Genomic DNA, 23,195 nt, shown 5'->3' with positions numbered 1-23,195 from the left:
CCCCCGCGCCCCTCCGGCGTGCCGGAGGGGCGGTGGGAGGGGGCGGGGTCAGGAGGGCAGGGGCGGGCGGCCGTAGCGGGTCGTCCAGGCGGTGTAGACCGGGCTGCGGGCCGCCACGGCCGCGTGGGCCGCGCGGGCGCTCTCCAGCAGCGCCGGCGCGTGCGCGGCGAACGACGACCGCCAGATGAGCACCTGACGCATCCACAGCGGGTTCCCGCGCAGCGGCAGCACCGACACCCGCTCGCCCGGGTCGTAGAGCGCCTGGCAGGCCGACACCGCGTGCCCGGCCGCGATCAGCTCCCGCCGCACCCCGGCCTCCACGAGCTGGTACCGCCCGCGCGGCGTGAACCCGGCCCGCCGGCACGCCTCCAGCAGGTGCTCCGGCCAGCCCATCCCGTCGGGCGGCGGCAGCACCCACGGCTCGCCCGCCAGCTCGGCCAGCTCCACCTCGGCCCGTCCGGCCAGCGGATGGACGGCGGGCAGCGCCACGAACACCGGCTCGACCGCCACCACGCCCATCCCCATGGCCGGGCCGAGCCGCAGCTCGTGGTCGGGGTAGTCGGCCACCAGCGCCACGTCGAGCCGCCCGTTGGCCACCATGTCCACCAGCACCCGGACGTAGTGCTCGGTCTGCAACGTGATCCGCGCCTCGGGCAGCGCGCCCGCCAGGTTCGCGACGAGCGGCACGACGACGGGGTTCTCGAAGCCGCCCACCCGGATCGCCTGCCCGGCCAGCTCGTACGGCCCCGCCGCCAGCAGGTCGTCCACCCCGGCGAGCACCACCCGCGCCCTGGCCAGCACGAACTCCCCGAACGCGGTGGCCGCCACGCCGCGGTGGTCGCGGGTGAAGACCGCCCCGCCGAGCAGGCGTTCGATCCGTCCGAGCTGGGCGGTGAGCGCGGGCTGGGAGACGCCGAGCGCCGCCGCGGCCCTGGTCACACTGCCGTGGTCGGCGATGGCGCGCAGCGTCCTGAGATGTCTCAGTTCGAGCTGCATCCCGCAGAAGCTATCACTCCGGAGTTATGCCCTTATGGGATGAGACTGCCGGATCCATCGGGCCGATAGTGCATGACATGCGTAGATTCGCGGCCCTGGTACTGGCCGCCGCCGTCCTATATGTCCCATCCGCCCATGCGTCGGCGGCCGCCGACGGGCCCGGCGCGGCCACGGTCGTGCCGGTCCAGGTCACCGGCGCCCCGGCCAAGCGGTTCAACCTGATCGTCATGGGCGACGGCTACACCGAGGCCGAGCAGGCGAAGTTCCGGGCCGACGTGGACCGGCACCTCAACGTGATGTGGTCGATCGAGCCGTTCAAGACCTACCGCGACTACATCAACGTCTACCGGATCGACATCGTCTCCGGCGAGTCCGGCGTGAGCTGCGACCCCGGCCTGGACGCGCCCCGCCGTACCACCCCGCTGAGCATGGGCTTCTGGGGCGGCTGCAACCCCGGCAGCGTGCAGCGACTGATCACCATGGACAACTCCGCCGCCACCCGGTTCGCGAACCTGGTCACCGGGACGACGTCGGGCAACCGGCAGATCCTCGCCCTGGCCAACAGCGGCACCTACGGCGGCGCGGGCGGCAGCTACGCCACCGCCTCGGGCAGCAACTCCATGTCCGCCCTGATCAGCCCGCACGAGCTCGGCCACTCCCTGGGCGGCCTGCAGGACGAGTACGACTACTACCAGCGCGGCGTCCCCGGCGGGACCTACGGCGGCTCCGAGCCCTCCAGCGCGCACCACAGCCTGCTGACCGAGCAGCAGATGCTCGACCAGCGCCGGAAGTGGTGGCGGTGGCTGGGCGAGGACAGCGAGTCCGGCGGCCCGATCGCCCGCTACGAGGGCGGCCTGTACTACACCAGCGGCGTGTGGCGGCCGAGCAAGCACTCCATGATGAAGACCCTCGGCTACTACTTCGACCAGGTCAGCCGCGAGGTCATGACCCAGCGCATCACCGCCAAGACCACGCTGATCCAGGACTCCACGCCCACCGCCGCGCCCGTCGGGGCCGACCGGGTGCTCTGGGTCGAGCCGATGCGCCCGGTGGGGCACTCGCTGACCACCACCTGGGCCGTGGACGGCAAGAACCTGCCCGGCGACGCCGACGTCCTCGACCTGCGCACACTGGGCCTGGCCGCGGGCACGCACACGGTCACGGCCACGGTCGCCGACCCCACGGAGTTCGTCCGGGACCCGGCGATCCGGACCGCCATGAGCAAGACCCGCACCTGGACCGTGGACACCACGCTCACCACGCCGCCCGACGGCGTCCAGGCCGCCGTCGTGTCGTCCACGCCGACGGACCGCCCGGCCGGGCGCGACGCCGTCGTGTACGTCGAGACCACCCACCCGGCGGCGTCGGTCCCCGCCGTCGCCTGGGCGCTGGACGGCCGGCCGGCGGGCACCGGCACCGAGTTCGACCTGGGCGCGGCCGACCTGGCGCCCGGCGCCCACACCCTCACCGCCACCCTCGGCGCCACCACGCTGACCTGGCAGGTCGACGCCACCGAGCCCACCACCGGGTACGAGCTGTCGGAGCCGCTCGCCCGCTCCGGCGACACCTACGTCTACAACGGCCCGTTCACGATGAAGCTCACCGGCGACGACGACCGCGACGGCTACGTGGTCTCGGAGTCCCGGGTGGACGGCGACGGCTGGTTCAACTACTTCGGCTGGCCCACCTCCAGCGAGCTGCCCTGGACGTTCACCGAGCAGGGCACGGTCATCGACTCCCTGGTCTACGGCAAGCTGCCGCGCGGCCGGCACACCGTCGAGTACCGCTCGATCGACGCCGCCGGCAACTACGGGCAGGCCAAGAGCTTCACCGTCACCACCATCGCCCCGCCGCCCGCCTGCGACCGCACGGTCACCGGCGCGCACCGCGGCCCGCTCACCGTGGCCGACGGCGTGACCTGCCTGAAGGACGCCCAGGTCACCGGCCCGGTCACGGTCAAGGCCGGCGCCTCGCTGGTGACGGACGGCGGCCGGATCAGCGGCACCCTCACCGCCGCCAAGCCCGCCGCCGTGCACCTGATCGGGACGCGCGTGGACGGCGCGCTCAGCGTCACCGGCGCGGCCCAGCTCACGGTCGTGGGCGCCGAGCTGCGCGGCGCGGCCGTGCTCACCGGCAACACCGCGCCGATCCTGTCGGGCGTCACGGTCAAGGGCGCGCTCGCCTGCACCGGCAACACCCCCGGGCCGGCCGACCTCGGCGTGCCGAACCAGGTGAACGGCGCGGGCGGCGGTCAGTGCGGCAAGCTGTCAGCGGGCGTCAAGGGGAAGCCGTACGAGGCGGTCCAGGACGTCCGTCAGTGAGCTGACGGCCAGATCGCGGACCCTGGCGTACTCGGACTCCGGGTACTGCCGGGGTCCGTTCTCCACCAGCAGGATCAGGTAGAGGTAGGCGCGGTACAGGTCCAGCCGGACGCGGGCCGAGGCGGTCAGCTCCAGCGGCGTCACCTCGCGGTAGCCGGCCAGCAGCGGGTCGTCCTCGCGCAGCTCGTCGAAGATCGTCGGGGTGACGAACTCGGCGATCGGGTCGCCCCAGAACGCCCGCTCGTGGTCGATGATCGCCTGGATGCGCGGCTCGCCGGTCAGGTCGAGGAACACGTTCCCGGCCCACACGTCGAAGTGCACCAGGCAGGGCGTGGTCACCTCGTCCAGCACCGGCGCGGCCCGTTCGAAGACCGCCATGATCTCGGCGGCCGGGCGGGGCAGCGGCGCAGGGTAGCGCTCGGTGTCGGCCAGCAGCGCGCCCGCCATGGCCAGGAACGCCTCCCGCCAGGTCGAGCCGACGATCCCGGCGTGCGGGTAGCCGAACACCTCGCCGGTCACCGCGTTGAAGGCGGCCAGGTGGCGGCCGAGCTCCCGGCGCAGCGCCTGCTCGCCCTCGGGCTTGACGTCGTTCCAGGAGACGCCGTCGAGCGCGGTCAGCATCAGGTAGTCGCCGCCGAGCACCGGGTCGTCGAACCCGGCCACCAGCAGCTCGGCCATCGGCACGCCCGCCGCGGCGGCCAGCTCGTAGGCGGCGGCCTCCATGCGCAGCAGGTTGCGCTCGTAGCTGAGCTGGTCGAGGTCGGGCGAGGGGGAGAGCTTGAGCACCACCTCGCGGCCGTCCTCCAGGGTCAGCCGCCACACGGCGTTGGCGTAGCCGTCGGTCAGCTCGACGGCCGTGAAGACGCCCGCCCCCACGGCCCGTCTGGCCAGCGCGTCGAGCTCGGCGGGCGATAAGCGGCGCTTGGTCCTGCTGTCCACGCGAGGCCCCTTCCGGGTTCAGGCGACGCTGATCGTCCAGCTCGCCACGTGTTCGTCGCCCGGCCGCAGCACGACCAGGTCGGTGCCGGAGTTGAAGGCGTCGGGCGGGCAGGTCATCGGCTCGACCGCGACGCCCTCGTAGCCGAGCTGCCGGCTCGTGCAGACCTGCACCCACGGCAGCACCGCCGGGTCCCAGACCACGCGCACCGCGCCCACCCGCACCTCGCCGCGGTCGAGCCCGGTGAAGGCGTGGTCGATCACGGTGTCGCCGACCGGGCGCGGCTTCCTGAAGTCGTACGGGGTGCCGGCCACGTCGGCCAGACCGGCCGGCAGCAGCCGGTCGTCGGTCGTCAGGTAGCGGGCGGCGGGCAGCTCCAGCTCCTCGCCCAGCAGCCACGGGTGGGGCCCGCAGCCGTAGGGGGCGTGGGCCTCGCCGGTGTTGCGGGCCGTGACCGTCGTGGTCAGGCCGCCCGCGTCGAGCAGGTGCTCGGCCGACAGCGCCAGCGTGAACGGGTAACCGGGCGCCTCGGCCAGCTCGTACGTCAGGCGCGCCCGATCGGCCTCGGCCTCGGCCACCTTCCAGTCGACGACGGCGACCAGGCCGTGCAGCGCGTGACCGCGGTCGGGCTCGGTCACCTCCAGCCGGTGCGCGCGGCCCTGGAAGGTGTAGCGGGCGCCGCCCACCCGGTTGGGCCAGGGGGCCAGGACGGTGCCCGCGAAGTAGGGGACCGGGCCCTGCTCGGGCCAGGCCGTCACCAGGTCGCGCCCGCCGTGCCGGAGCGTTCTGAGCGCGGCGCCGCGCGGGCTGATGTGCGCGGTGTAGCCGCCGCCTTCGAGCTGGGGCACGGGAGAAGGTCCTTTCGTCGGGCGTGCGAGCAGCCGGGCCAGGATAACGCCTGGTCAGGCAGACTCTCGGCGAACCAGGTGCGTGTCGAGGATCACCACGGGCTGGCGCAGCTCCTCGCCGTTGATGCGGGCCACGAGAAGCTGGGCCATCTGGCGGCCCATGGCCTCCGTGGGCTGGTGGACGGTGGTCAGCGGCGGATCGGCGTGCAGCGCGGCCTTGGAGTCGTCGAAGCCGATCACGGCGACGTCGCCCGGGATCGCCTTGCCCGCGGCCTTGAGCACGCGCATCGCGCCCAGGGCCATCGGGTCGGAGGCGGCGAAGACGGCGTCGAGATCGGGATGGCTCTCCAGCAGCTCCTGCATGGCGGTGGCGCCGCTCTCCTCGGAGAAGTCGCCGAAGGCCACGATCTCCGGCAGCCCCGAGGGCAGCAGCGCGTCGCGGTAGCCGGCCAGACGGTCGACGCCCACGCCCATGTCCTGGGGGCCGGCGATCGTGGCGATCGCGCCCCGGCCGAGGCCCAGCAGGTGTTTGACCGCCTGCCGGGCCCCCGCCCGGTTGTCCATGTCCACGAAGCTGTAGGGATCGAGGCCGACGGGCCTGCCGCCGAGCACGGTCGGCACGCCCATCTCCTCCAGCCTGCCCGGCAGCGGGTCGGCGCCGTGCAGCGACAGCAGCAGCACGCCGTCGACGTGCTGCCCCGTCAGGTAGGTCTCCAGCCGCTCGTGCTCCTCGGGGGAGCGCGCCATCGCCAGGATCAGCTGCAGCCCGGTCTCGGCCAGCGCCGAGCCGATGCCGCGGATGGTGCCGGCGAAGTACGGCTCGTCGAAGACCCGGAACTGGGACTCCGACACCACCAGGGCGACCGTGTCCGTGCGGCGCGTGACGAGGGCACGCGCCGCCCTGTTGGGCACGTAGCCCAGCTCGCGGATGGCCAGCTCGACGGCCTCGCGGGCCTTGGCGCTGACGTTCGGCGAGCCGTTGATGACTCTCGACACCGTGCCCCGGCCCACACCGGCCCGAGCCGCGACTGCCTCAAGAGTCGGTCGGTTCATGTCGCCTATTCTGCCGGATGATCTCCGAGTACCAGTGCGCGCTGTCCTTCAGCAGCCGCTCCTGGGTGTCGAAGTCGACGTGGACCAGGCCGAAACGCTTGCCGTAGCCCCAGGCCCATTCGAAGTTGTCCATCAGCGACCAGGCGAAATAGCCCTGCAGGGGCACGCCCGCGTCGATCGCCTGCCGGCACGCGCCGAGGTGCGCCTCCACGTACGCCTGCCGCTGCGCGTCGTGGATGCGGCCGTCGGCCAGCACGTCGTCGAAGGCGGCGCCGTTCTCGGAGACCACCATCGGGATCGGCGGGTAGTCCCGCGCCACCCGGGTGAGCACCTCCACCAGGCCGTCCTCGTCGATCTCCCAGCCCATCGCGGTGACCGGCCGGCCGCCGCTGACGAACGAGACGTGCTCGCTGCCCACCCACGGCGAGGCGGTGTCCGTGGGGGCCGCCGCCGCCGACGCCCTGCCGCCGGGCGCGCCGGAGACCGTGAAGCGGCTGTAGTAGTTCACCAGCAGCACGTCGATCGGCGCGTTGATGATCTTCATGTCGCCCGGCCGCACGAGGTCGTCGTCGATCGGGATGTCGTTCAGCACGTCCTCGGGGTAGCGGCCGGTCAGCAGCGCGTCCAGGAAGAACCGGTTCTGCAGGCCGTCGATGCGGCGGGCCGCGTCCAGGTCGGCCTCGCTGCCGGTCTCGGGGGAGATCGCGTACAGGTTGACGCAGCCGCCGGCGCGGCGCGCGTCCATCGCCTGGACGGCCAGGCCGTGGGCGAGGTTGAGGTGATGCGCGCCCCTGATCGCGTTGCGCGGCTCACGCCGGCCGGGGGCGTGCTCGCCCGAGGCGTAGCCGAGGAACGCGGCGCACCACGGCTCGTTGACCGTGCTGAAGGTGTGGACGTGGTCCTTCAGCGCCTCGTGCACGATCGCGGCGTACTCGGCGAAGCGGTAGGCCGTGTCGCGGTTGGGCCAGCCGCCCTTGTCCTCCAGCTCCTGCGGCAGGTCCCAGTGGTAGAGGGTCAGCCACGGGTCGATGCCGTTCTTCCTGAGCTCGTCCGTGAGCCGCTTGTAGAAGTCCAGGCCCTTCTGGTTGACCGCGCCCGAGCCGGTCGGCTGGATCCGCGGCCAGGACACCGAGAAGCGGTAGGCCGTCAGGCCCAGGTCCGCCATGATGGCGACGTCCTGGCGGTAGCGGTGGTAGTGGTCCATGGCCACGTCCCCGTGGTGCCCGTTGAGCACCCGCCCCGGGGTCTTGGTGAAGGTGTCCCAGATGGACGGGCCGCGTCCGTCCTCGGTGACCGCGCCCTCGATCTGGTACGCCGAGGTGGCCGCGCCGAACGCGAAACCGGGAGGGAAGCGCAGCCCGGGACGAATCTGTTCCTCTTGTGTCGTCACGCCTTGACCGCACCTTCCATGAGTCCGCCGACGATCTGGCGGCCGAATGCGACGAATACCGCGATGAGCGGAATGATGGACAGCGCGGTACCCGCGAAGATCAGCGAGTAACTGGTCGAGTAGCGCGCGTTGAGCGAGTTGATGGCGATCTGCACGGTCGGGTTGTCCGGCGTCAGCACGATCAGCGGCCACATGTAGTCGTTCCACATGAGCATGAAGGTGTTGATGCCGAGCACCGCCATGCCCGGACGCACGGCCGGCAGCACGACGTTCCACCAGATCCGCAGCGTCGCCGCGCCGTCCACCCTGGCCGCCTCGACCAGTTCGTTCGGGACGGCCTGGCGGGTGTACTGCGTCATCAGGAACACGCCGAACCCGTTGAGCAGGTACGGCAGGATGATGGCCTTCAGCGTGCCGGTCCACTCCAGGCTCACCATCATGCGGTAGAGCGGGACCACGCCCATCTGCTGCAGCGGCACCGCCATCGTCAGCAGCACGAGCAGCAGCAGGATGTTGCGGCCCCTGAACTGCAGGCTGGCGAAGGCGAACCCGGCCAGGGTGGAGATGATCACCACGGACACGGTGACGATCGCCGCGCTGAAGAAGGAGTTGGTCAGGCCGAGCAGGAAGTGCGCGTCCTCGTTCTCCAGCACCGCGACGATGTTCTCGCCGAGGTTGCCGCCGGGCAGGAACTTCGGCGGCACCGAGACGGCGTCGGAGTTCGTGCGCGAGGCGATGACGAGCATCCAGTACAGCGGGAACGCCGACAGGAAGATGGCCACCCCGAGCATGACCCGCGTCATGACGGTCGGTTTCCAGCCGGTCACTTGGCGCCTCCGATCCGCCGGACGAACAGGAAGTTGACGGCCGCGCCGATGAGGATCAGCAGGAACAGCAGCCAGGCGGCGGCCGCGGCATAGCCGTAGTCGAACTCGCGGAAGCCCTGCTTGACGACGAACATCGCCACCGTCTGGAACTGGCCCTGCGAGCCGCCGTCCACGTTGCCGTTGTAGAAGGTGGTCGGCTCGGAGAACAGCGTCAGGCCGCCGATCGTGGAGTTGAGCACCACGAAGATCATGGTCGGGCGCAGCATCGGCAGCGTGATCTGCCAGAACTGGCGCCGCCGGGACGCGCCGTCGATGGCGGCCGCCTCGTACAGGTCCTTGGGGATCGTCTGCATGCCGGCCAGGAAGATGATGGCGTTGTAGCCCGTCCAGCGCCAGTCGACCATCGCGGCGATGGCCAGCCAGGACGGGAAGCGCTCGGCCCGCCAGTTGATCTTGTCCCCGCCGAACCAGGCCAGGACCCAGTTGACCAGGCCCCAGTCGCGCGCGAACAGCTGGGTGAACACCACCGCGACCGCGACCACCGAGGTGACCAGCGGCAGCAGCACGCTCATGCGGATCGGCAGGCGCCAGCGCAGCTTCTTGTTCAGCGCGTTGGCCAGGAACAGGGCCATCAGCATCTGCGGGATCGTGGCCAGCAGGAAGATGCCGACGGTGTTGGTGACGGCGTTCCAGAAGTCCTCGTCGGCCAGCAGCGCGGCGTAGTTGCCCAGCCCGGCCCACTTGGTGTCGCCGGCCAGGTCGTAGTCGTAGAGCGAGTAGTAGAGCGTGAAGGCCAGCGGGAACAGCCCGAAGGCGGCGAACAGCAGGAAGTACGGGGACACCAGGGCGTACGGCATGGCCTTGACGTCGAGTCGAGAACGCCAGAGGCGGCCGGGCGGGCGGTCGCGGCGATGGTGGTTCCGCGCCGCCCGCGGAAGGGTGTCGAGGCTCATAACAGACCTTTCAGCGGCAAGCCCGGCCCGCTAGCGGCGGGCCGGGCGGGGGAAGATCAGCCCGCGGCCTTCACCGCGTCGTCGACCAGCTGCTGCCAGGCCTTGTCGTAGGCCACCGAACCGTCGTCCATGCCCTGGATGACCGACTCGACCGCGTTCTTGACCTGCGCGTGCTTCACCCCGAGGAAGACCGGCTGCAGGCTCTCCGCGGACTTGGCGAAGATCTCACCGATCGGGGCGTCGCTGAAGAACTCGTTCTTCGCGCCCTGCACGGCGGCGTCGGCCTGGGCCTTGCTGTTGCTCGGCATGTTGCCGAAGTCGGTGAAGATGCTCGCCTCGGTCTGCGCGCTGGTCAGGTAGTCGGCGACCTGCGCGGCCTCCTTCGGGTGCTTGGACTGCTTGGGCACGGCCACCCACGAGCCGCCCCAGTTGCCGCCGCCGCCGGGCACCGAGGCGACGTCCCACTTGCCCTTCATGCCGTCGCCGGCGTTGCCCGAGACCACGCCGAGCATCCAGGACGGGCAGCCGACCGTGGCGAAGGCGCCCTTCTGGGTGCCCGCCGCCCACTCGTCGGTGAAGTTGCGCAGCTTGGCCGTCAGGCCGGACTGGCTGAGCTTGGAGGCGAAGTCGAAGCCCGCCTTCACCGCCGGGTTCTTGTCGACGATGAGGTTGTTGTCCTTGTCGAAGTAGGCGACGTTGCCGTTCTTGGCCGCCTCCTGGTACAGCACCACGTTGTAGAGCGTGTTGGTGCCGTCGGTGAACTTGGTGTCCTTCACCTTGGCCTGGAACTGCTGGCCGACCTTCATGAAGTCGTCCCACGTCGGCCACAGGGCGGCGACCTTCTCGCGGTCCGTGGGCAGCCCGGCCTTCTTGAACAGGTCCGTGCGGTAGCACAGGCTCATGCCGCCGATGTCGGTGCCGAGGCCGAAGACCTTGCCGTCGGCCGTCACGCCGTTCTCCCACTTCCAGGCGGGGTAGTCGGCCTTGCGGCCCTCAAGGCCGTACTCCTTCAGGTCGGCCCACCACTCGGGGTGCGCCTTGGCCAGGCCCATGCCGCCCTCGTCGATGCCGATGACGTCGCCCGCGCCGTTGCCGGACTGCAGCCACTGGATCATCTGGGGCCAGTACTGCTGCTCGAACTGGTCGGTCAGGTGCTCTTCCTTGATCTGGATGTCCTTGTGCTCGGCGTTCCACTTCTCGATGGCGTTCTTGTAGCCGAAGTTGGAGCCGCCGCCGAAGGTCTGCACCCGGATGGTGACGGGTTCGGCCGCCGCCGCGGAGGAGGCGGGGCTGTTGCCGGCGGCCGGCGTGTCGCCGCTGCCGCACGACGCGACGGTCAGCGCCGCCGCGGCCAGGGCTGAGGCCGCGGCCAGACCGCGACGCTTGCTGATCATCATGGGGGACCCCTTCTCGGGTGACTGATGGGAGGTGCACCGCGGCGACGCGCTCGGCCGCGATGGGAGTGTTTGGGAGCGCTCCCACAAAGGGTGCACTTACCGGCTGTGTCCGTCAATCCGCCGAAACGGAACCGTTACCAATCGTGCGTTTTGCCACCGCGAATAAGGATTTAAGGGGATGAAGGGGGTGAAGGGCTGTTTGGGAGCGCTCCCACCTCAAGAGACATCTTTCGTGCCGCATCAAGGGCATGTCGCCCGGACCCTCCGAGCTTGCTCCCGGTCAGGCCGGACTGTCACGGAGTGTGACGGCCGTCTGGCACGTTCCAACGCCTTACCCACCGCCCGGCCTCTGGGGAGGCGGGCCTCAGCAGGCGGCGGCGCGTTCGTGTAGCAGGGCGCGCTCGCGGGAGTTGCGGGTCATCGCGGCCGCCCGTTCGAACTCGGCCCGCGCCTCGCCGCGCCGGCCCAGCCGGAACAGCAGGTCGCCGCGGACGCTCGGCAGCAGGTGGTAACCCTTGAGCGCCGGCTCGTCCACGATCTGGTCGAGCAGGTCGAGGCCCACCGCCGGGCCGTAGGCCATCGACAGCGCCACCGCGCGGTTGAGCTCGACGACGGGGGAGCGGGCCAGCCGGGCCAGCGACTCGTACAGGCCGGCGATGCGCACCCAGTCGGTGTCGCCGGGGTCGAACGCGCGGGCGTGGCAGGCCGCGATCGCGGCCTGCAGCGTGTACGGCCCCGCCGCGCCTGCCCGCTCCTCAGCCAGGCCCTCGGTTCGCTCCTCGGCCAGGCTCGCGGCCCGTTCCTCGGCCAGGCTCTCGGCGCGTGCCAGCGCCGCCAGCCCGCGTCCGATGAGCAGCCGGTCCCACCGGGTGCGGTCCTGCTCCAGCAGCAGCACCGGCTCGCCGGACGGCCCCACCCGGGCCGCCGCCCTGGACGCCTGGATCTCCATGAGCGCGACCAGCCCGTGCACCTCGGGCTCGGCGGGCATCAGCCCGGCCAGCACGCGGCCCAGCCGCAGCGCGTCCTCGCACAGGCCGGGGCGCATCCAGTCGTCGCCCGCGGTCGCCGAGTACCCCTCGTTGAAGATCAGGTAGATGACCTCCAGCACGGACGACAGCCGTCCGGCCAGCTCGGCGCCCTGCGGCACCTCGAACGGGATCTTCCGGTCGGCCAGGGTGCGCTTGGCCCGCACGATCCGCTGGGCGGCGGTCGGCTCGGGCACCAGGAACGCGCGGGCGATCTCGTCGGTGCTCAGGCCGCCGAGCACCCGCAGCGTCAGGGCCACCCGCGCCTCCATCGACAGCGCCGGATGGCAGGCGGTGAAGACCAGCCGCAGCAGGTCGTCCTCGATCTCGTCGGGCTCGGGCGGCTCCACGGCGGTCTCCAGCCGGTGGCCCAGCTCGGCCAGGTTGCGGGACATGCGCTCGTTCCGGCGGATCAGGTCGACGGCGCGGCGTTTGGACACCGTCATCAGCCAGGCGCCCGGGTTGCGTGGCACGCCCGATTCCGGCCACTGCTCCAGGGCCGCGACCAGCGCGTCCTGGGCCAGCTCCTCGGCCAGGCCGACGTCGCGGACCAGCCCGGCCAGGCCGGCGATGAGCCGGGGCGCCTCGATCCGCCAGACCGCCTCGATCGCCCGGTGGGTGTCGGAAGCCATCACCGGCTCATGACACCAGCACCGTCCGGGGTCCGCAAGCCGAGGTCAGCTCTCCCGCCCGCCCAGACGCCGGCGCATGGCCCTCTCCCGCTCGACCTCCGCCGGGTCGGACGAGGCCGCGTCGGGCGCGTCGGAGGCGTCGTACACTCGCCACACGTCCAGGCCGATCCCGTCATAGCCCTCCGGGACGGGCACGCGCATGGCCCATTCCAGAGCCTCCTCCCTGGACTTCACCTGGATCAGCCAGAACCCCGCGATCAGCTCCTTGGCCTCGGCGAACGGGCCGTCGATCACCGTGGCCCGGCCGCCGCTGTAGGCGATCTGCGCGCCCTGCGAGCTCGGGTAGAGCCCTTCGGCGGCCAGCAGCACCCCGGCCTTGGCCAGCGCCTCGTTGTAGGCGTGCATGTTGTCGACGAGCTCCTGGCTGGGCAGCGCCCCGGCCTCGGTCTCCCCGTTGGCCTTGCCGACGATCATGAATTTCATCCTGCCGTCCCTTCCGTCCGCGGCCCCGGGGCGGAGCCGGCCTCGCCGAAGCGTCGAACGGGCGCCGGCCGGATCGACACGCGGGCGCGGGCCGTCCGCTTCCAGGGCACCGTACCGGTCGTGCGGGCGGGTGGCCGATGTGCCATCCTCGCCCCATGCCCCGACCCGCACCAGACGCCTCCGTCCCCAACCGGGCCCTGTGGGACGAGCGCGCCCGCGTCCACGGCTCCACCGCGGCCGACCGGTTCTACGACGTCGACGCCTTCCTCGCCGGCCGGCAGACCCTCTACCCGCTCGAACGCCGCCTGGCCGGCGACGTCGCCGGCCGGGACCTGCTCCACCTGCAGTGCCACTTCGGCCTGGACACGCTGAGCTGGGCACGTCTCGGTGCGCGGGTGACCGGCGTCGACTTCTCCCCGGTGGCGGTCGCGCGCGCCCGCGACCTGGCGGCCAGGGCCGGGCTGGCGGCCACGTTCGTGGAGGCCGACACGCAGCGGCTGCCGGCGGAGCTGGCCGGCGGCTTCGACGTGGCGGTGGCCACGTACGGCGTGTTGTGCTGGATCGGCGACCTGGACGGCTGGATGCGCGGCGCGGCCATGGCGCTGCGGCCGGGCGGGCGGCTGGTGCTGGTCGACCTGCATCCGGCCTACCAGACGGTGGCCTCGCTCGACCCGCTGGTGGCCGACTGGCCCTACGGCGGCGGCCAGGCCCACCGGGAGACGGTGACCGGCACGTACGCCGACGCCGCGGTGGTGACCGAGACGCACGAGGCGGTCGAGTACCCGTACTCGGTGGGCGAGATCGTCACGGCGGCGGCGCGGGCCGGGTTCACGGTGGCCGAGCTGGGCGAGCACGTCGAGACCGACCTCGACCCGCGCGGCCTGCTGCCCGAGGGCCCGGACGGCCGGTACCGGTTCCCGTTCGGGGACTCGCACCTGCCGATCCTCTACTCGCTGGTGGCGGTCCGGCCCTGAGACGCGGCGAGCGCGCGCCCCTCGTGCGGGACGCGCGCTCGGAGCGGCGCGGAGGTCAGCTGGCGTACTGCGGGTAGCCGTAGCCGACGACCTGCGACTTCGGACGGACGCGCTCCTCGACCTTGCCGTTGCCGGTGTTGCCCTCGATCGTGGAGATGGTGCCGTCGCCGTTGTCCTTGACGACGAAGCCGACATGCTGGATGGCGTCCAGGCTCTTGCTGCCGCCCCAGGAGAAGAAGACCACCGCGCCGGGCCTGGCCTCGGCGCCCCAGCGGTCGTTGGCGGCGAACCACTTGGCGTGGGCGACGGTCCAGGCGTCCCAGCCGACCTGCGGCCGGGCGCCGGTCTGCTCGCCGACCCAGGAGACGAAGATCGAGCACCAGGGGGCATTCAGGTACATGGCGCGGGTGCCGCCGTCGCGGGCGATGGTCTCGGCGGCGCGCTGGGAGTCGGCGTACCACTTCTGGAACTTGGTGCCGCCGCCGTAGGCGTTCTCGGAGGTGCCGACCTGGGCCTTGGCCATCGCCAGGACCTGCTGGGCGGTGACGTTGACCTGGGTCTCCTCCGCCTTGCGGGTCTGGGCGGCGGCCTGCGGCGCGACGGCCGAGTGGCCGGCCGCGGCGGCCGGGCCGGCGCTGTCGGCGGCGGCGGCGGTGGCGTGGCCGCCGATGGCGGAGGCGAGGATGGCCGCGCCGAGCGCGGCGTGGGCGTAGGTGATCTTCGGGGCACGGATGGGACGGTGCTTGGCCATCGAGGGCATTAACTCCTTGCTTCCATGCCGCTTACCGGGTTAGCTGACGGGTTCGGACGTGGAAGCTGCCCTACGGCACCGAAGTGCCGATTCACCCCAAAGGACGTGGGTCCCCGGTTCCGCCCGGAGGCGGATTCAGCGGTCACAGGACGATCCTGTGAAATGTCGTGCGATGGTTGGACAAAGCCGGACAAACCGGACGTCTGCCGCGAGATGCCCCACAAGGTAATACATCGGGCAAGAGTCAGGCAAGTGGCTAAAGGTCCAGCTAGGAGAGTTGCGCCCGCGCTTCGGCCAGAAGCCCCATCATGGCAAGGGATTCGTCAAGGGGCATGATCGCGCTCTCCGTGCGGCCCTCGATCGTGGCCGTGCGCACCTCGCGCAGCTCGCCCGCGTAACCGTTGTCGGCCGGGTCGAGCACCAGCTCCTCCGTCTCCATCGACGGCCCCGACAGCAGCACCCGCCGCGGCGCCCAGAACGGCGCCAGGATGTCGGCCCGCATCGACGTGCCCACCACGCTCGCGTCGTTGGCATGATGCGCCAGCAGCGAGACGTCCACCAGCGCCCGCCGCCCGCCTGGGTACAGCAGCAGCCCGCCGGCCTCGGCGTCGACCCCGCTGGGCGCCAGCGAGCCGGCCATGCGCAGCTCCGCGGGCATGCCGAGCAGCAGCTGGGCCAGCCCGAACGGGTAGATTCCCAGGTCGAGCAGGGCCCCGCCGCCCAGCTCCGGCGCCCACAGCCGGTGGGCGGGGTCATAGGGCAGCGCGAAGCCGAACGAGGCCCGCACCGACCGGATCTCACCGAAGCGCGGATCGGCCGCCACCTGCTGGATGAGCGGGTTGAAGCGCATCCACATGGCCTCCATGAGGAAGACCCCGGCCGCGCGGGCCAGCGCCACCATGCGCTCGGCGTCGGCCACGTCGGCCGCCAGCGGCTTCTCGCACAGCACCGACTTGCCCGCCGCGATGGCGGCCTCGGCCACCTCCAGGTGCTGGGCGTGCGGCGTGGCGACGTAGATCGCGTCGACGGCCGGATCGGCGCACAGGGCCTCGTAGGAGCCGTAGGCCGACTCCGCGCCCAGCTCGTCGGCCAGCGCCCGCGCCCTGAGCGGGCTCCGCGAGCCGACGGCGGCCACCCGCATGCCGGGCTCGGCCACGATGGCCGACCCCACGGTACGCGCGATGCCGCCGGTCGCCGCTATTCCCCAGGTGAAATCTCGCACGACCGAGATCGTAGAGCGCTCAGGTCAGGTTGAACGAGTCGGGGTCGGGCCCGATCCGCCGCCCCGCGTTCATCGCGCCGATGGCCGCCATGTCCTCGGTGTCGAGGATGAAGTCGAACACGTCGATGTTCTCCTCGATCCGCGACGGCGTGACCGACTTGGGGATCACCACGTTGCCGAGCTGCAGGTGCCAGCGGAGCACGATCTGGGCGGGCGTCTTGCCGTACTTCTCCGACAGCACGCGCAGCGCCGGGTCGGCCAGCAGCCCCTTGCCCTGCCCGAGCGGGCTCCACGCCTCGGTCAGGATGCCGTTGGCCTCGTGGAAGGCCCGCATCTCGCGCTGCTGGAAGTACGGGTGGAGCTCGATCTGGTTGATCGACGGCGTGATGTCGGTCTCCTCCATCAGCCGGGTCAGGGTGGCGACCGTGAAGTTGGAGACCCCGATGGCCTTGGCCCGGCCGTCCCGATAGATCTTCTCCAGCGCCCGCCAGGCCTGCACGTACCTGTCCTGCTCCGGGACCGGCCAGTGAATCAGGAAAAGATCTACGTAGTCGAGGCCCAGGCGGGCCAGGCTCTCGTCGAAGGCCTGCTCGGCGCGCCCGTGGTCGCCGTTCCACAGCTTGGTGGTGACGAACACCTTCTCCCGTGGCACCCCGGCGGCGCGCACGGCCCGGCCGACGCCCTCCTCGTTCTCGTAGGCGGCGGCGGTGTCGACGTGCCGGTATCCGGCGCGCAGCGCGGTCGTCACCGCGTGCTCGGCGTCGTCGGCAGAGACCTGCCAGACGCCGAAGCCGAGCTGTGGTATCTGCACACCGTCGGTGTTGAGCATCAGCGAGTTCATACCCTCCATTGTTCACGTGTCGTTTCTTGCGGCTTAAGCAGGCCGGGCTACCTTGAGGCGGGTCGTGCAAGGCTATCCACCGGCTGGGGGAAACAGAGTGGTCAGACAGGCGTCGGCCTGGGTGGAGTCTCCGCTCCAGATGCTGTGCGCCGTCGAGGCCCACCATGCCGGGCTGCTCGGCCCGGACACCGTGGTCGTGCCGCGCGCCGGCCTGCGCCCGCTGCGCGCCACCCGCAAGGAACTGCGCCGCCTCGGCCTGCCCGCCGGCCTGGTGCTGGACGAGCCGCGCGAGCGCATGCCGCGCCGCGTCCAGGCCGTGGGCGACGCGTTCTCCGGCAAGGTCCAGATGCGCTGGCTGACCTCCGACCCCGGCCGCATCGTCGTCGTGGACGACGGCCTGGCCACGCTCAGGCTGCTCGAACTGCTGGCCGCCGGGCCGTTCCGGCCGCTGCTGCGGGCGCGGGCGGCCCCCTCGCGGGCGCGCGCCCTGCTCGGCCTGGCCGCCGCGCTGCGGCTGCGGATGAGCCGGGTGTCGGTCTTCACCGCCCTGCCCGTCCCCGACGAGCTGGCCGCCGCCGTCCGGGGGGCGGGCGTCGACCTCGTCCGCCACGACTTCGCCTGGCTGCGCGCCCAGCCGCCGAGCGCCCAGGGGCCCGCCGAGCGCACGGTCGTCCTCGGCACGTCCCTGGTCCGCAACGGCCTGGTCCACCGCGACCACTACCTGCGCTGGCTGACCGACCTGGCCGGGCGCGAGCCGCTGGCCTACTACCCGCACCGCCGCGAGGACCCCGTGGACCTGGCGCTGATCGGCGAGCGTCCCGGCATCACCGTGCACGACGCGGGCGTGCCGGCCGAGCTGACGCTGCGCGGCCTCGACGCCGGCCAGCGGGTGCTCAGCCTGCCCTCGACCGCGATCACCTCGCTGCGGGTGCTGCTCGGCCCGCGCGGCGTCGAGGTCGAGCCGGTGGACGTTCCCGACGACTGGTGGACCAGCAGGGCGGCCCCCGGCCTGCGATCGCATTTGACAGGAGCTTCCAGGTGAGGGTGCTGGCGGTAGCCGACTCCGACTCGTATCTGAAGTGGGCGGCCTGCCTGCTCGACGACCTGCCCGCGGGCTGCGAGAGCGAGCTGGTGGTGGTGCGCACGCCGATCGCGCCCTCGCCGGAGCAGATCGCGGCGGCGGTGGGCGGGCGCGCGGCGCCCCCGGTGTTGTCGGCGCGCTCGCTGCGCCGCCTGGCCGAGCGCACCCGGCCCGACGCGGTCCTGGTGGGCTGCACGGGCCCGGTGGTGGACGTCCTGGTGGCCGACGTGCTGGCCGGGCTGCGGCCGGCGGGCCGGGCACGGCCGGTGTTCGTCAGCGGGCTGCCCGGCATCTCGGTGCCGGCCACGGAGAAGGCGTGGCTGTTCCGCAGCGGCTGCGACCTGTTCGTGGTGCACAGCGAGCGCGAGGTGGCCGAGTTCTCCGAGATCGCCGGCCGGCTCGGCGGGGGAGGGGCGGTCGGGCTGGCCCGGCTGCCGTTCCTGCGGCCCGGCGCGGTGTCCGGCGGCGGCGACCGGGTCGTGTTCGCCACCCAGGCCAAGGTGCCGCGGGCGCGGGAGGAGCGCGAGCGGGTGCTGACGGCGCTGGCCGAGCTGGCCGCCCGCCGGCCCGGCCTGGAGGTCGTGGTCAAGCTGCGCGCCCTGGAGCACGAGCGCCAGACCCACAACGAACGCCACCACTACCAGCGGCTGTGGCGCGAGATGGGCGAGCCGGGCAGGCTGACGTTCGCGGCCGGGTCGATGCACGAGCAGCTGTCGCGGGCGGCCGGGTTCGTCACGGTCAGCTCGACGGCCGCGCTGGAGGCCGTCGCCATGGGCGTGCCGTCGCTGGTGCTGAGCGACTTCGGCGTCAGCGCCGAGATGATCAACCTGGTGTTCGAGGGCAGCGGCCTGCTCGGCACGCTCGACGACCTGGCCCTGGGCGACTTCCGCACGGCCGAGCCGCGCTGGTGCGAGGCCAACTACTTCCACCCGGCCGGCCGCGACGACTGGGCGGCCCGGCTGACCGCCCTGGCCGCGGACGGGACGCGCCCGCCCGCTCGCTCGCTGCTGGACGGCCCCGAGCACGCCGCGGCCCGCCGCCGGGCCAGGTTGCGGGTGGAGGTGCCGCCCACGATGCTGCGGGCGGGCTACCGGGCCAAGCGGCGGGTGCGCCGCTACCTCAGATCGCTGACCTGATCTTCCTGCGCAGCCTGGACAGCGCCGACGGCGGCTCGGCCAGCCCCAGCGTCTCCAGGCGCTTGCGTTTGAAGTAGCGCCCGTCGAAGGCCCCGTCGAACCCCGGGCCCGACGGGCGCAGCTCGGGATAGGCGTCGGCCTGCATGCAGTAGCCGACCGCGCGCACCAGCGCGGGCAGGTCCGTGCGCGGCGGCTCGTCGATCACGCCGTCGGCGTTCAGCCGGGGCAGCAGCGCGTCCACGATCGTGGCCGGCACCCGGTTGCTGTTCTCGTACGGCGTGAGCCGGTCCAGCACCAGGCCGGTGCCGAAGGAGGCGACCGGCAGGCCGAAGTAGCGCCGGGCGGTCACCAGTCCGGTGGAGAAACAGCCCACGACCAGCTCGGGCCGCCGCGCGGCGAAGCACACCTCGGCCGGCACGCTCTCCCCGGCCACCGTCAGCCGTACCCCCAGCGGCCCGGCCGCCGCGCGCAGCAGTTGCGCGTGCCGGCGTCCGGCGGCCGGGTGCGGCTTGAACAGCACGTCGGTGCAGCCGCGGGCGGCCAGCGCGCGCAGCATCGAGGCGTGCAGCCCGGCCTCCTCCTCCGGCGTGACGATCTCCAGCGCCGACAGGTACTGGCCGAGGACGACCGCCTGCCCGCCGGGCAGGTCCGGCGCGGTGGCGGCCACCTCGTCCACGACCGCGAGGAAGCGCTCCTCGGGCAGCACCACGGGCGGCACGCCGTACTCGCTGAGCAGCAGCGGGGTCAGGCCGGGCACCAGGTCCAGGTGGAGCAGCCGCTCGATGCGGCGGGAGATCTCCGCGGGCAGCGGGTCGCGGGTCGGCCCGTAGCTCATCAGGCCGTCGGAGTAGACGGTGATCGGGCAGTCGCGCACCAGGCCGGCGATCGTGCGCGCGGGCGGCACCGCGATCGACTCCAGCACCAGCTCCTCGACGTCGTCCAGCGCCAGGTGGGAGCGGATCAGCCGCTCGAACATCGGCACCTCGATGACCCGCGCCCGCCAGTCGGAGGGGTGCAGCGGGGCGATCAGCTCGTTCCAGGAGTGCACCTCGTCGAAGCGCGAGCGCAGGGCGGCGAAGCCGGGCGTGCCGTCGAGCGGCACCGACACCTCGGGGATCGCCGCGTTGTTCGACACGATCAGCACGCGCCGCCCCGCGCCGAAGCGGCCGTCGTCGATGGCCGCGGCCAGCGACATCGCGCCGAACAGCGTCGAGGCGTAGAAGACCTTCATCAGGAGTCCTCCCGATCCCGGCGGATCCGGACGTGGGGGCTGGGGGGAATGTCGGGCACCAGGGCGCGCAGCACGGCCTCCCGCTCGACGGCCATCCGCGACACGGCGTCGGCCACCAGGGCGGGCGGCAGGCCGCGGACCATCTGCGCGCCCCGCTCCTCGAACCGGGCGCGCAGCGCGGGCGTGAACCGGCCCGCGAGCTCCAGGTGGTGGGCGAGCAGCGCGCAGAAGTTGCGCGCCGCCTTGGGCAGGAACTCCGGCTCCAGGTCCTTGAAGACCAGCTCGAAGGCGTCGAAGAAGTGCAGTTGCCGCTCGTCGCCGACCTGCGTCAGCGACCCGGACACCAGCCGCCGGTAGAACAGCCCGGCCATCGGCACCACCGCGAACGTGGCCGCCTCCCGGTGCAGCCGCCAGATCCACGGCCGGTCCTCGGCGGTGTGCAGCGAGCCGGGGAAGTGCAGCAGGTCCCGCAGCGAACGCCGGTAGACCCCGGCCCACGCGTACGGGTAGTCCACCATGGTCCGCTCCCCGGCCGGCAGGATCGCCGAGCGGGGGTCGAGCACGACGCCGCGGCGCGACAGCGGGGCCCGGTGCACCACCCGCTTGCGCCCCTCCACCTGGACGTGGTCGACGCGCACGAAGTCGCAGCCGAGCCCGTCGATGGCCGCCACCAGCCCGGCCAGGTAGCCGGGCGCCAGCCAGTCGTCGCCGTCCATGAACGTGACGAACCGCCCCGAGGCGGCCGACAGCCCGGTGTTGCGGGCGTCGGCCAGCCCCACAGGGGCGGGGTTGCGCAGCACGGCCAGGCCGGGCAGGTCGCGGGCGAAGTCGGCGACGATGTCCGGGGTGGCGTCCACGGAGCCGTCGTCCACGACGATGAACTCGAAGCCGGGCCGGGCGTTGCGGGCGAGCGAGGTGAGCGCGTCGGCGATGAAGCGCTCACCGTCACGCACCGGCACGACGACGGAGAGAGTGGTCGGCGTCATGACTCAGACGGTCACCCGGCGCAGCCGGGCCTTGGGCGCCTCCTCGCCGGGGAAGACGCGCTTGACGCCGTCGCCCATGGCCTGCTCGATGATGCGGATGTCGCGGACGAGGTGCTCCAGCCCCGACGGCTCCAGCGAGGCGGCGTGGTCGGAGCCCCACATGGTGCGGTCGAGCGTGATGTGCCGCTCGACGCAGACCGCGCCCAGGGTGACCGCCGCCAGCGAGATCTGCAGGCCGCGCTCGTGCCCGGAGTAGCCGACCGGCACGCCGTAGCGCTCCTTGAGCGTGGTGATCGTGCGCAGGTTGGCCTCCTCCGGCGGCAGCGGGTACGTGGAGGTGGCGTGCATCATGATCAGCCGGTCGGTGCCGAGGATCTCGACCGCCTGGTCGATCTCCGACAGCGTGGACATGCCGGTGGACAGGATGAGCGGCTTGCCGGTGGCCGCCAGGGCGCGCAGCAGCTGGTGGTCGGCGACGCTGGCCGAGGCGATCTTGTGCGTGAGCACGTCCATGTCCTCCAGGAACTCCACGGACGGCACGTCCCACGGCGAGGCGAACCAGTGCAGGCCGCGCTCGTCGCAGTACTTCGCGATCTGCCGGTACTCGTCGTGGCCGAACTCGGTGCGCTCCTTGTACTCCAGGTACGTCATCTCGCCCCACGGCGTCTGCCTGATCTGGCCCTTCTGCTCCTCGGGCACGCAGATCGCGGGGGTGCGCTTCTGGAACTTGACCGCCTGGCAGCCCGCGTCGGCCGCCACGTCGATGAGCCGGCGGGCGAGGTCGAGGTCGCCGTTGTGGTTGATGCCGATCTCGCCGATCACGTACACCGGCTCGCCGTCGCCGACCAGCACGTCGCCGATCGCGACCGGGCCGAGCCGCGGCCGGGCCTTGGCCTCGGCGACGGGCGGCTCGGGCCGGGCGGCCACCACCAGGTCGCACAGCTCGCGCACCGCGCCGGAGCCGCCGGGCCTGGTCAGCACCACGCGGGCGGCGGCGCGCACGCGCGGGTGCGCGTCGGGGGTGGCGATCGGCCAGCCGACCTCGGCCATCGGGCCCAGGTCGTTGACGTCGTTGCCGACGTAGGCCACGCGCGCCGGGTCCAGGCCCTCGATGGCCAGCCAGTCGCGCAGCACGATGCGCTTCTCGGCCAGGCCCTGGAGCACGGGCACGCCCAGCTTGCGGGCGCGGGCGGCCACGACCGGGTTCTGCTCGGTGGACATCACCAGCACCTTGACGCCGGAGCGGCGCAGCAGCGAGACGCCCATCCCGTCCGAGCGGCTGACCAGGACCATCTCCCGGCCGTCGGAGTCGATGTAGGCGCGGTCGTCGGTGTGCACGCCGTCGAAGTCGGTGATGACCGCGTCCACGTCGATCGGCTCGGGCCTGTCGATGAACGGCGCCAGGGCGCGCACCAGCTCCAGGTCCTCGGGGTCGTCGACCTCGATGGCGTGCTGCGGCGGCACCGGCTGCACGGCGACCTCGCCGAAGAAGCGGTGGCCGTGCTCGCGCAGGCCGGCGGTGCGCATGACGTAGAAGGCGCCGTTCTCGCGGAACTGCGGCTCGCGGTCCTGCCTGCGCGGCCGTACGGCGGGGTCGTGGTTGACGCCCGCGCCCGCGGCCGTCCACAGGAACTCGTGCGTCGGCAGCCCGGACACGACCGAGTCGGCCTCGCCGTCCAGGACCCTGCGCACGGCCGCCGACAGGTCCTCGGGGTCGATGAACGCGCTGGTGCACTGCACCAGGACGACCACGTCCGGGTCCGCGCCGAGCGCGTCCAGGGCGTGCAGCACGGCCGACTCGCTGGAGGCGGTCGCGCCGCTCAGCTCCGCGGGCCGCTCCACCACGGTCGCCCCCGCCGCGCGGGCGGTCTCGGCGATCTGCGGGTGGTCGGTGCTGACCACGACCTGGTCGACGAGCTCGGCCCGCAGGCACGCCCGTACCGCGCGGGTGACCAGCGGGACGCCCCCGACCAGGGCGAGGTTCTTCAGGGGAACGCCCGCCGAACCTCCGCGGGCGGGAACAACGGCCAGGACTCGCAAGTGACTTCTCCTCAGTGCATCGGATCGCACCCAGAAGCTAAGGGCCCGGATTGAACGGGCAGCGTCACCGC

20 protein-coding genes and 1 riboswitch are annotated in these 23,195 nt (G+C 72.4%); of the genes, 4 read left to right on the top strand and 16 right to left on the bottom strand.

What is annotated here, in order from left to right:
• Positions 1-48: 48 nt before the first annotated feature.
• Entirely contained in the window at positions 49-996 is a 948-nt protein-coding gene (locus ABT158_RS06915) for a LysR family transcriptional regulator (protein ID WP_352351726.1), read from the bottom strand.
• 77 nt (positions 997-1,073) lie between these two features.
• Here ABT158_RS06915 and ABT158_RS06910 point away from each other — a divergent pair, with 77 nt between their 5' ends.
• The gene (locus ABT158_RS06910; RefSeq protein ID WP_352351724.1) at positions 1,074-3,317 is read left to right on the top strand and encodes a M64 family metallopeptidase; all 2,244 of its coding nucleotides are present in this window, start codon (positions 1,074-1,076) and stop codon (positions 3,315-3,317) included.
• Here the strand turns inward: ABT158_RS06910 and ABT158_RS06905 are convergent.
• The 9 genes from ABT158_RS06905 to ABT158_RS06865 form a co-directional block, all read right to left on the bottom strand.
• On the bottom strand, positions 3,264-4,256 hold the full coding sequence (locus ABT158_RS06905; RefSeq protein ID WP_352351722.1) for a phosphotransferase family protein: 993 nt from the start codon (positions 4,254-4,256) through the stop codon (positions 3,264-3,266). The genes ABT158_RS06910 and ABT158_RS06905 overlap by 54 nt on opposite strands.
• Before the next feature lie 18 nt (positions 4,257-4,274).
• Positions 4,275-5,102 carry an aldose 1-epimerase family protein gene (locus ABT158_RS06900; RefSeq protein ID WP_352351721.1) on the bottom strand — a complete coding sequence of 276 codons (828 nt, stop codon included), beginning with the start codon at positions 5,100-5,102 and terminating at the stop codon, positions 4,275-4,277.
• 54 nt (positions 5,103-5,156) lie between these two features.
• Positions 5,157-6,155, bottom strand: coding sequence for a LacI family DNA-binding transcriptional regulator (locus ABT158_RS06895; protein WP_352351719.1), 999 nt, complete (start codon positions 6,153-6,155; stop codon positions 5,157-5,159).
• Positions 6,136-7,545: a GH1 family beta-glucosidase gene (locus ABT158_RS06890; RefSeq protein WP_352351717.1), complete on the bottom strand. Its 1,410-nt coding sequence runs from the start codon at positions 7,543-7,545 to the stop codon at positions 6,136-6,138. Before ABT158_RS06890 ends, ABT158_RS06895 begins: the two co-directional genes overlap by 20 nt.
• Positions 7,542-8,372, bottom strand: a complete 831-nt coding sequence (locus ABT158_RS06885) for a carbohydrate ABC transporter permease (RefSeq protein ID WP_352351715.1) — start codon at positions 8,370-8,372, stop codon at positions 7,542-7,544. Before ABT158_RS06885 ends, ABT158_RS06890 begins: the two co-directional genes overlap by 4 nt.
• Positions 8,369-9,325 carry a carbohydrate ABC transporter permease gene (locus tag ABT158_RS06880; RefSeq protein ID WP_352351713.1) on the bottom strand — a complete coding sequence of 319 codons (957 nt, stop codon included), beginning with the start codon at positions 9,323-9,325 and terminating at the stop codon, positions 8,369-8,371. Before ABT158_RS06880 ends, ABT158_RS06885 begins: the two co-directional genes overlap by 4 nt.
• A 56-nt stretch (positions 9,326-9,381) precedes the next feature.
• Positions 9,382-10,722 (bottom strand): ABC transporter substrate-binding protein, encoded by a 1,341-nt coding sequence (locus ABT158_RS06875; RefSeq protein WP_352351711.1) that lies wholly within the window; start codon positions 10,720-10,722, stop codon positions 9,382-9,384.
• 364 nt (positions 10,723-11,086) lie between these two features.
• The gene (locus tag ABT158_RS06870; protein WP_352351709.1) at positions 11,087-12,379 is read right to left on the bottom strand and encodes an RNA polymerase sigma factor; all 1,293 of its coding nucleotides are present in this window, start codon (positions 12,377-12,379) and stop codon (positions 11,087-11,089) included.
• A 45-nt stretch (positions 12,380-12,424) separates the two neighbouring features.
• Positions 12,425-12,862, bottom strand: a complete 438-nt coding sequence (locus ABT158_RS06865; protein ID WP_352351707.1) for a YciI family protein — start codon at positions 12,860-12,862, stop codon at positions 12,425-12,427.
• 155 nt (positions 12,863-13,017) lie between these two features.
• Here ABT158_RS06865 and ABT158_RS06860 point away from each other — a divergent pair, with 155 nt between their 5' ends.
• Positions 13,018-13,836 carry a class I SAM-dependent methyltransferase gene (locus ABT158_RS06860; protein WP_352351705.1) on the top strand — a complete coding sequence of 273 codons (819 nt, stop codon included), beginning with the start codon at positions 13,018-13,020 and terminating at the stop codon, positions 13,834-13,836.
• A gap of 55 nt (positions 13,837-13,891) precedes the next feature.
• Here the strand turns inward: ABT158_RS06860 and ABT158_RS06855 are convergent, their stop codons facing one another.
• The 3 genes from ABT158_RS06855 to ABT158_RS06845 all read right to left on the bottom strand — a co-directional run bounded on the left by ABT158_RS06855 (position 13,892) and on the right by ABT158_RS06845 (position 16,650).
• Positions 13,892-14,587 (bottom strand): CHAP domain-containing protein, encoded by a 696-nt coding sequence (locus ABT158_RS06855; protein ID WP_352351703.1) that lies wholly within the window; start codon positions 14,585-14,587, stop codon positions 13,892-13,894.
• Positions 14,588-14,600: 13 nt separating this feature from the next.
• Positions 14,601-14,738, bottom strand: a riboswitch (cyclic di-AMP (ydaO/yuaA leader).
• Between the two features lie 117 nt (positions 14,739-14,855).
• Entirely contained in the window at positions 14,856-15,809 is a 954-nt protein-coding gene (locus tag ABT158_RS06850) for a Gfo/Idh/MocA family protein (RefSeq protein ID WP_352351701.1), read from the bottom strand.
• Positions 15,810-15,828: 19 nt separating this feature from the next.
• Entirely contained in the window at positions 15,829-16,650 is an 822-nt protein-coding gene (locus tag ABT158_RS06845) for an aldo/keto reductase (protein WP_352351699.1), read from the bottom strand.
• 97 nt (positions 16,651-16,747) lie between these two features.
• Between ABT158_RS06845 and ABT158_RS06840 the strand changes: the two genes are divergently transcribed.
• Both ABT158_RS06840 and ABT158_RS06835 read left to right on the top strand, forming a co-directional pair.
• A complete protein-coding gene (locus ABT158_RS06840) occupies positions 16,748-17,692 on the top strand; it encodes a hypothetical protein (RefSeq protein ID WP_352351697.1) in 945 nt (314 codons plus the stop codon).
• On the top strand, positions 17,689-18,867 hold the full coding sequence (locus ABT158_RS06835) for a DUF6716 putative glycosyltransferase (RefSeq protein WP_352351695.1): 1,179 nt from the start codon (positions 17,689-17,691) through the stop codon (positions 18,865-18,867). Before ABT158_RS06840 ends, ABT158_RS06835 begins: the two co-directional genes overlap by 4 nt.
• Here ABT158_RS06835 and ABT158_RS06830 read toward each other — a convergent pair.
• The 3 genes from ABT158_RS06830 to ABT158_RS06820 are packed head-to-tail and all read right to left on the bottom strand — an operon-like array spanning position 18,851 to position 23,124.
• A complete protein-coding gene (locus ABT158_RS06830) occupies positions 18,851-20,098 on the bottom strand; it encodes a polysialyltransferase family glycosyltransferase (protein WP_352351693.1) in 1,248 nt (415 codons plus the stop codon). The genes ABT158_RS06835 and ABT158_RS06830 overlap by 17 nt on opposite strands.
• Positions 20,098-21,084: a glycosyltransferase family 2 protein gene (locus ABT158_RS06825; protein WP_352351691.1), complete on the bottom strand. Its 987-nt coding sequence runs from the start codon at positions 21,082-21,084 to the stop codon at positions 20,098-20,100. The genes ABT158_RS06830 and ABT158_RS06825 overlap by 1 nt, the downstream gene beginning before the upstream one ends.
• A gap of 3 nt (positions 21,085-21,087) precedes the next feature.
• Positions 21,088-23,124, bottom strand: coding sequence for an N-acetylneuraminate synthase family protein (locus ABT158_RS06820; RefSeq protein WP_352351689.1), 2,037 nt, complete (start codon positions 23,122-23,124; stop codon positions 21,088-21,090).
• Positions 23,125-23,195: the final 71 nt, after the last annotated feature.

This window comes from Nonomuraea sp. NPDC001636, from assembly GCF_040298265.1.
Classification (GTDB): Bacteria; Actinomycetota; Actinomycetes; order Streptosporangiales; family Streptosporangiaceae; genus Nonomuraea.
Note: the sequence above shows the minus strand (reverse complement) of the source record. Positions and strands in the feature narration are given on the sequence as shown.

Bases quoted from the DNA above. Each gene is read 5' to 3' on its own strand.
- ABT158_RS06915 (WP_352351726.1), bottom strand. From the start codon at position 996: ATGCAGCTCGAACTGAGACATCTCAGGACGCTGCGCGCCATCGCCGAC.
- ABT158_RS06910 (WP_352351724.1), top strand. From the start codon at position 1,074: ATGCGTAGATTCGCGGCCCTGGTACTGGCCGCCGCCGTCCTATATGTC.
- ABT158_RS06895 (WP_352351719.1), bottom strand. From the start codon at position 6,155: ATGAACCGACCGACTCTTGAGGCAGTCGCGGCTCGGGCCGGTGTGGGC.
- ABT158_RS06880 (WP_352351713.1), bottom strand. From the start codon at position 9,325: ATGAGCCTCGACACCCTTCCGCGGGCGGCGCGGAACCACCATCGCCGC.
- ABT158_RS06875 (WP_352351711.1), bottom strand. From the start codon at position 10,722: ATGATGATCAGCAAGCGTCGCGGTCTGGCCGCGGCCTCAGCCCTGGCC.
- ABT158_RS06870 (WP_352351709.1), bottom strand. From the start codon at position 12,379: ATGGCTTCCGACACCCACCGGGCGATCGAGGCGGTCTGGCGGATCGAG.
- ABT158_RS06865 (WP_352351707.1), bottom strand. From the start codon at position 12,862: ATGAAATTCATGATCGTCGGCAAGGCCAACGGGGAGACCGAGGCCGGG.
- ABT158_RS06860 (WP_352351705.1), top strand. From the start codon at position 13,018: ATGCCCCGACCCGCACCAGACGCCTCCGTCCCCAACCGGGCCCTGTGG.
- ABT158_RS06855 (WP_352351703.1), bottom strand. From the start codon at position 14,587: ATGGCCAAGCACCGTCCCATCCGTGCCCCGAAGATCACCTACGCCCAC.
- ABT158_RS06845 (WP_352351699.1), bottom strand. From the start codon at position 16,650: ATGAACTCGCTGATGCTCAACACCGACGGTGTGCAGATACCACAGCTC.
- ABT158_RS06830 (WP_352351693.1), bottom strand. From the start codon at position 20,098: ATGAAGGTCTTCTACGCCTCGACGCTGTTCGGCGCGATGTCGCTGGCC.
- ABT158_RS06825 (WP_352351691.1), bottom strand. From the start codon at position 21,084: ATGACGCCGACCACTCTCTCCGTCGTCGTGCCGGTGCGTGACGGTGAG.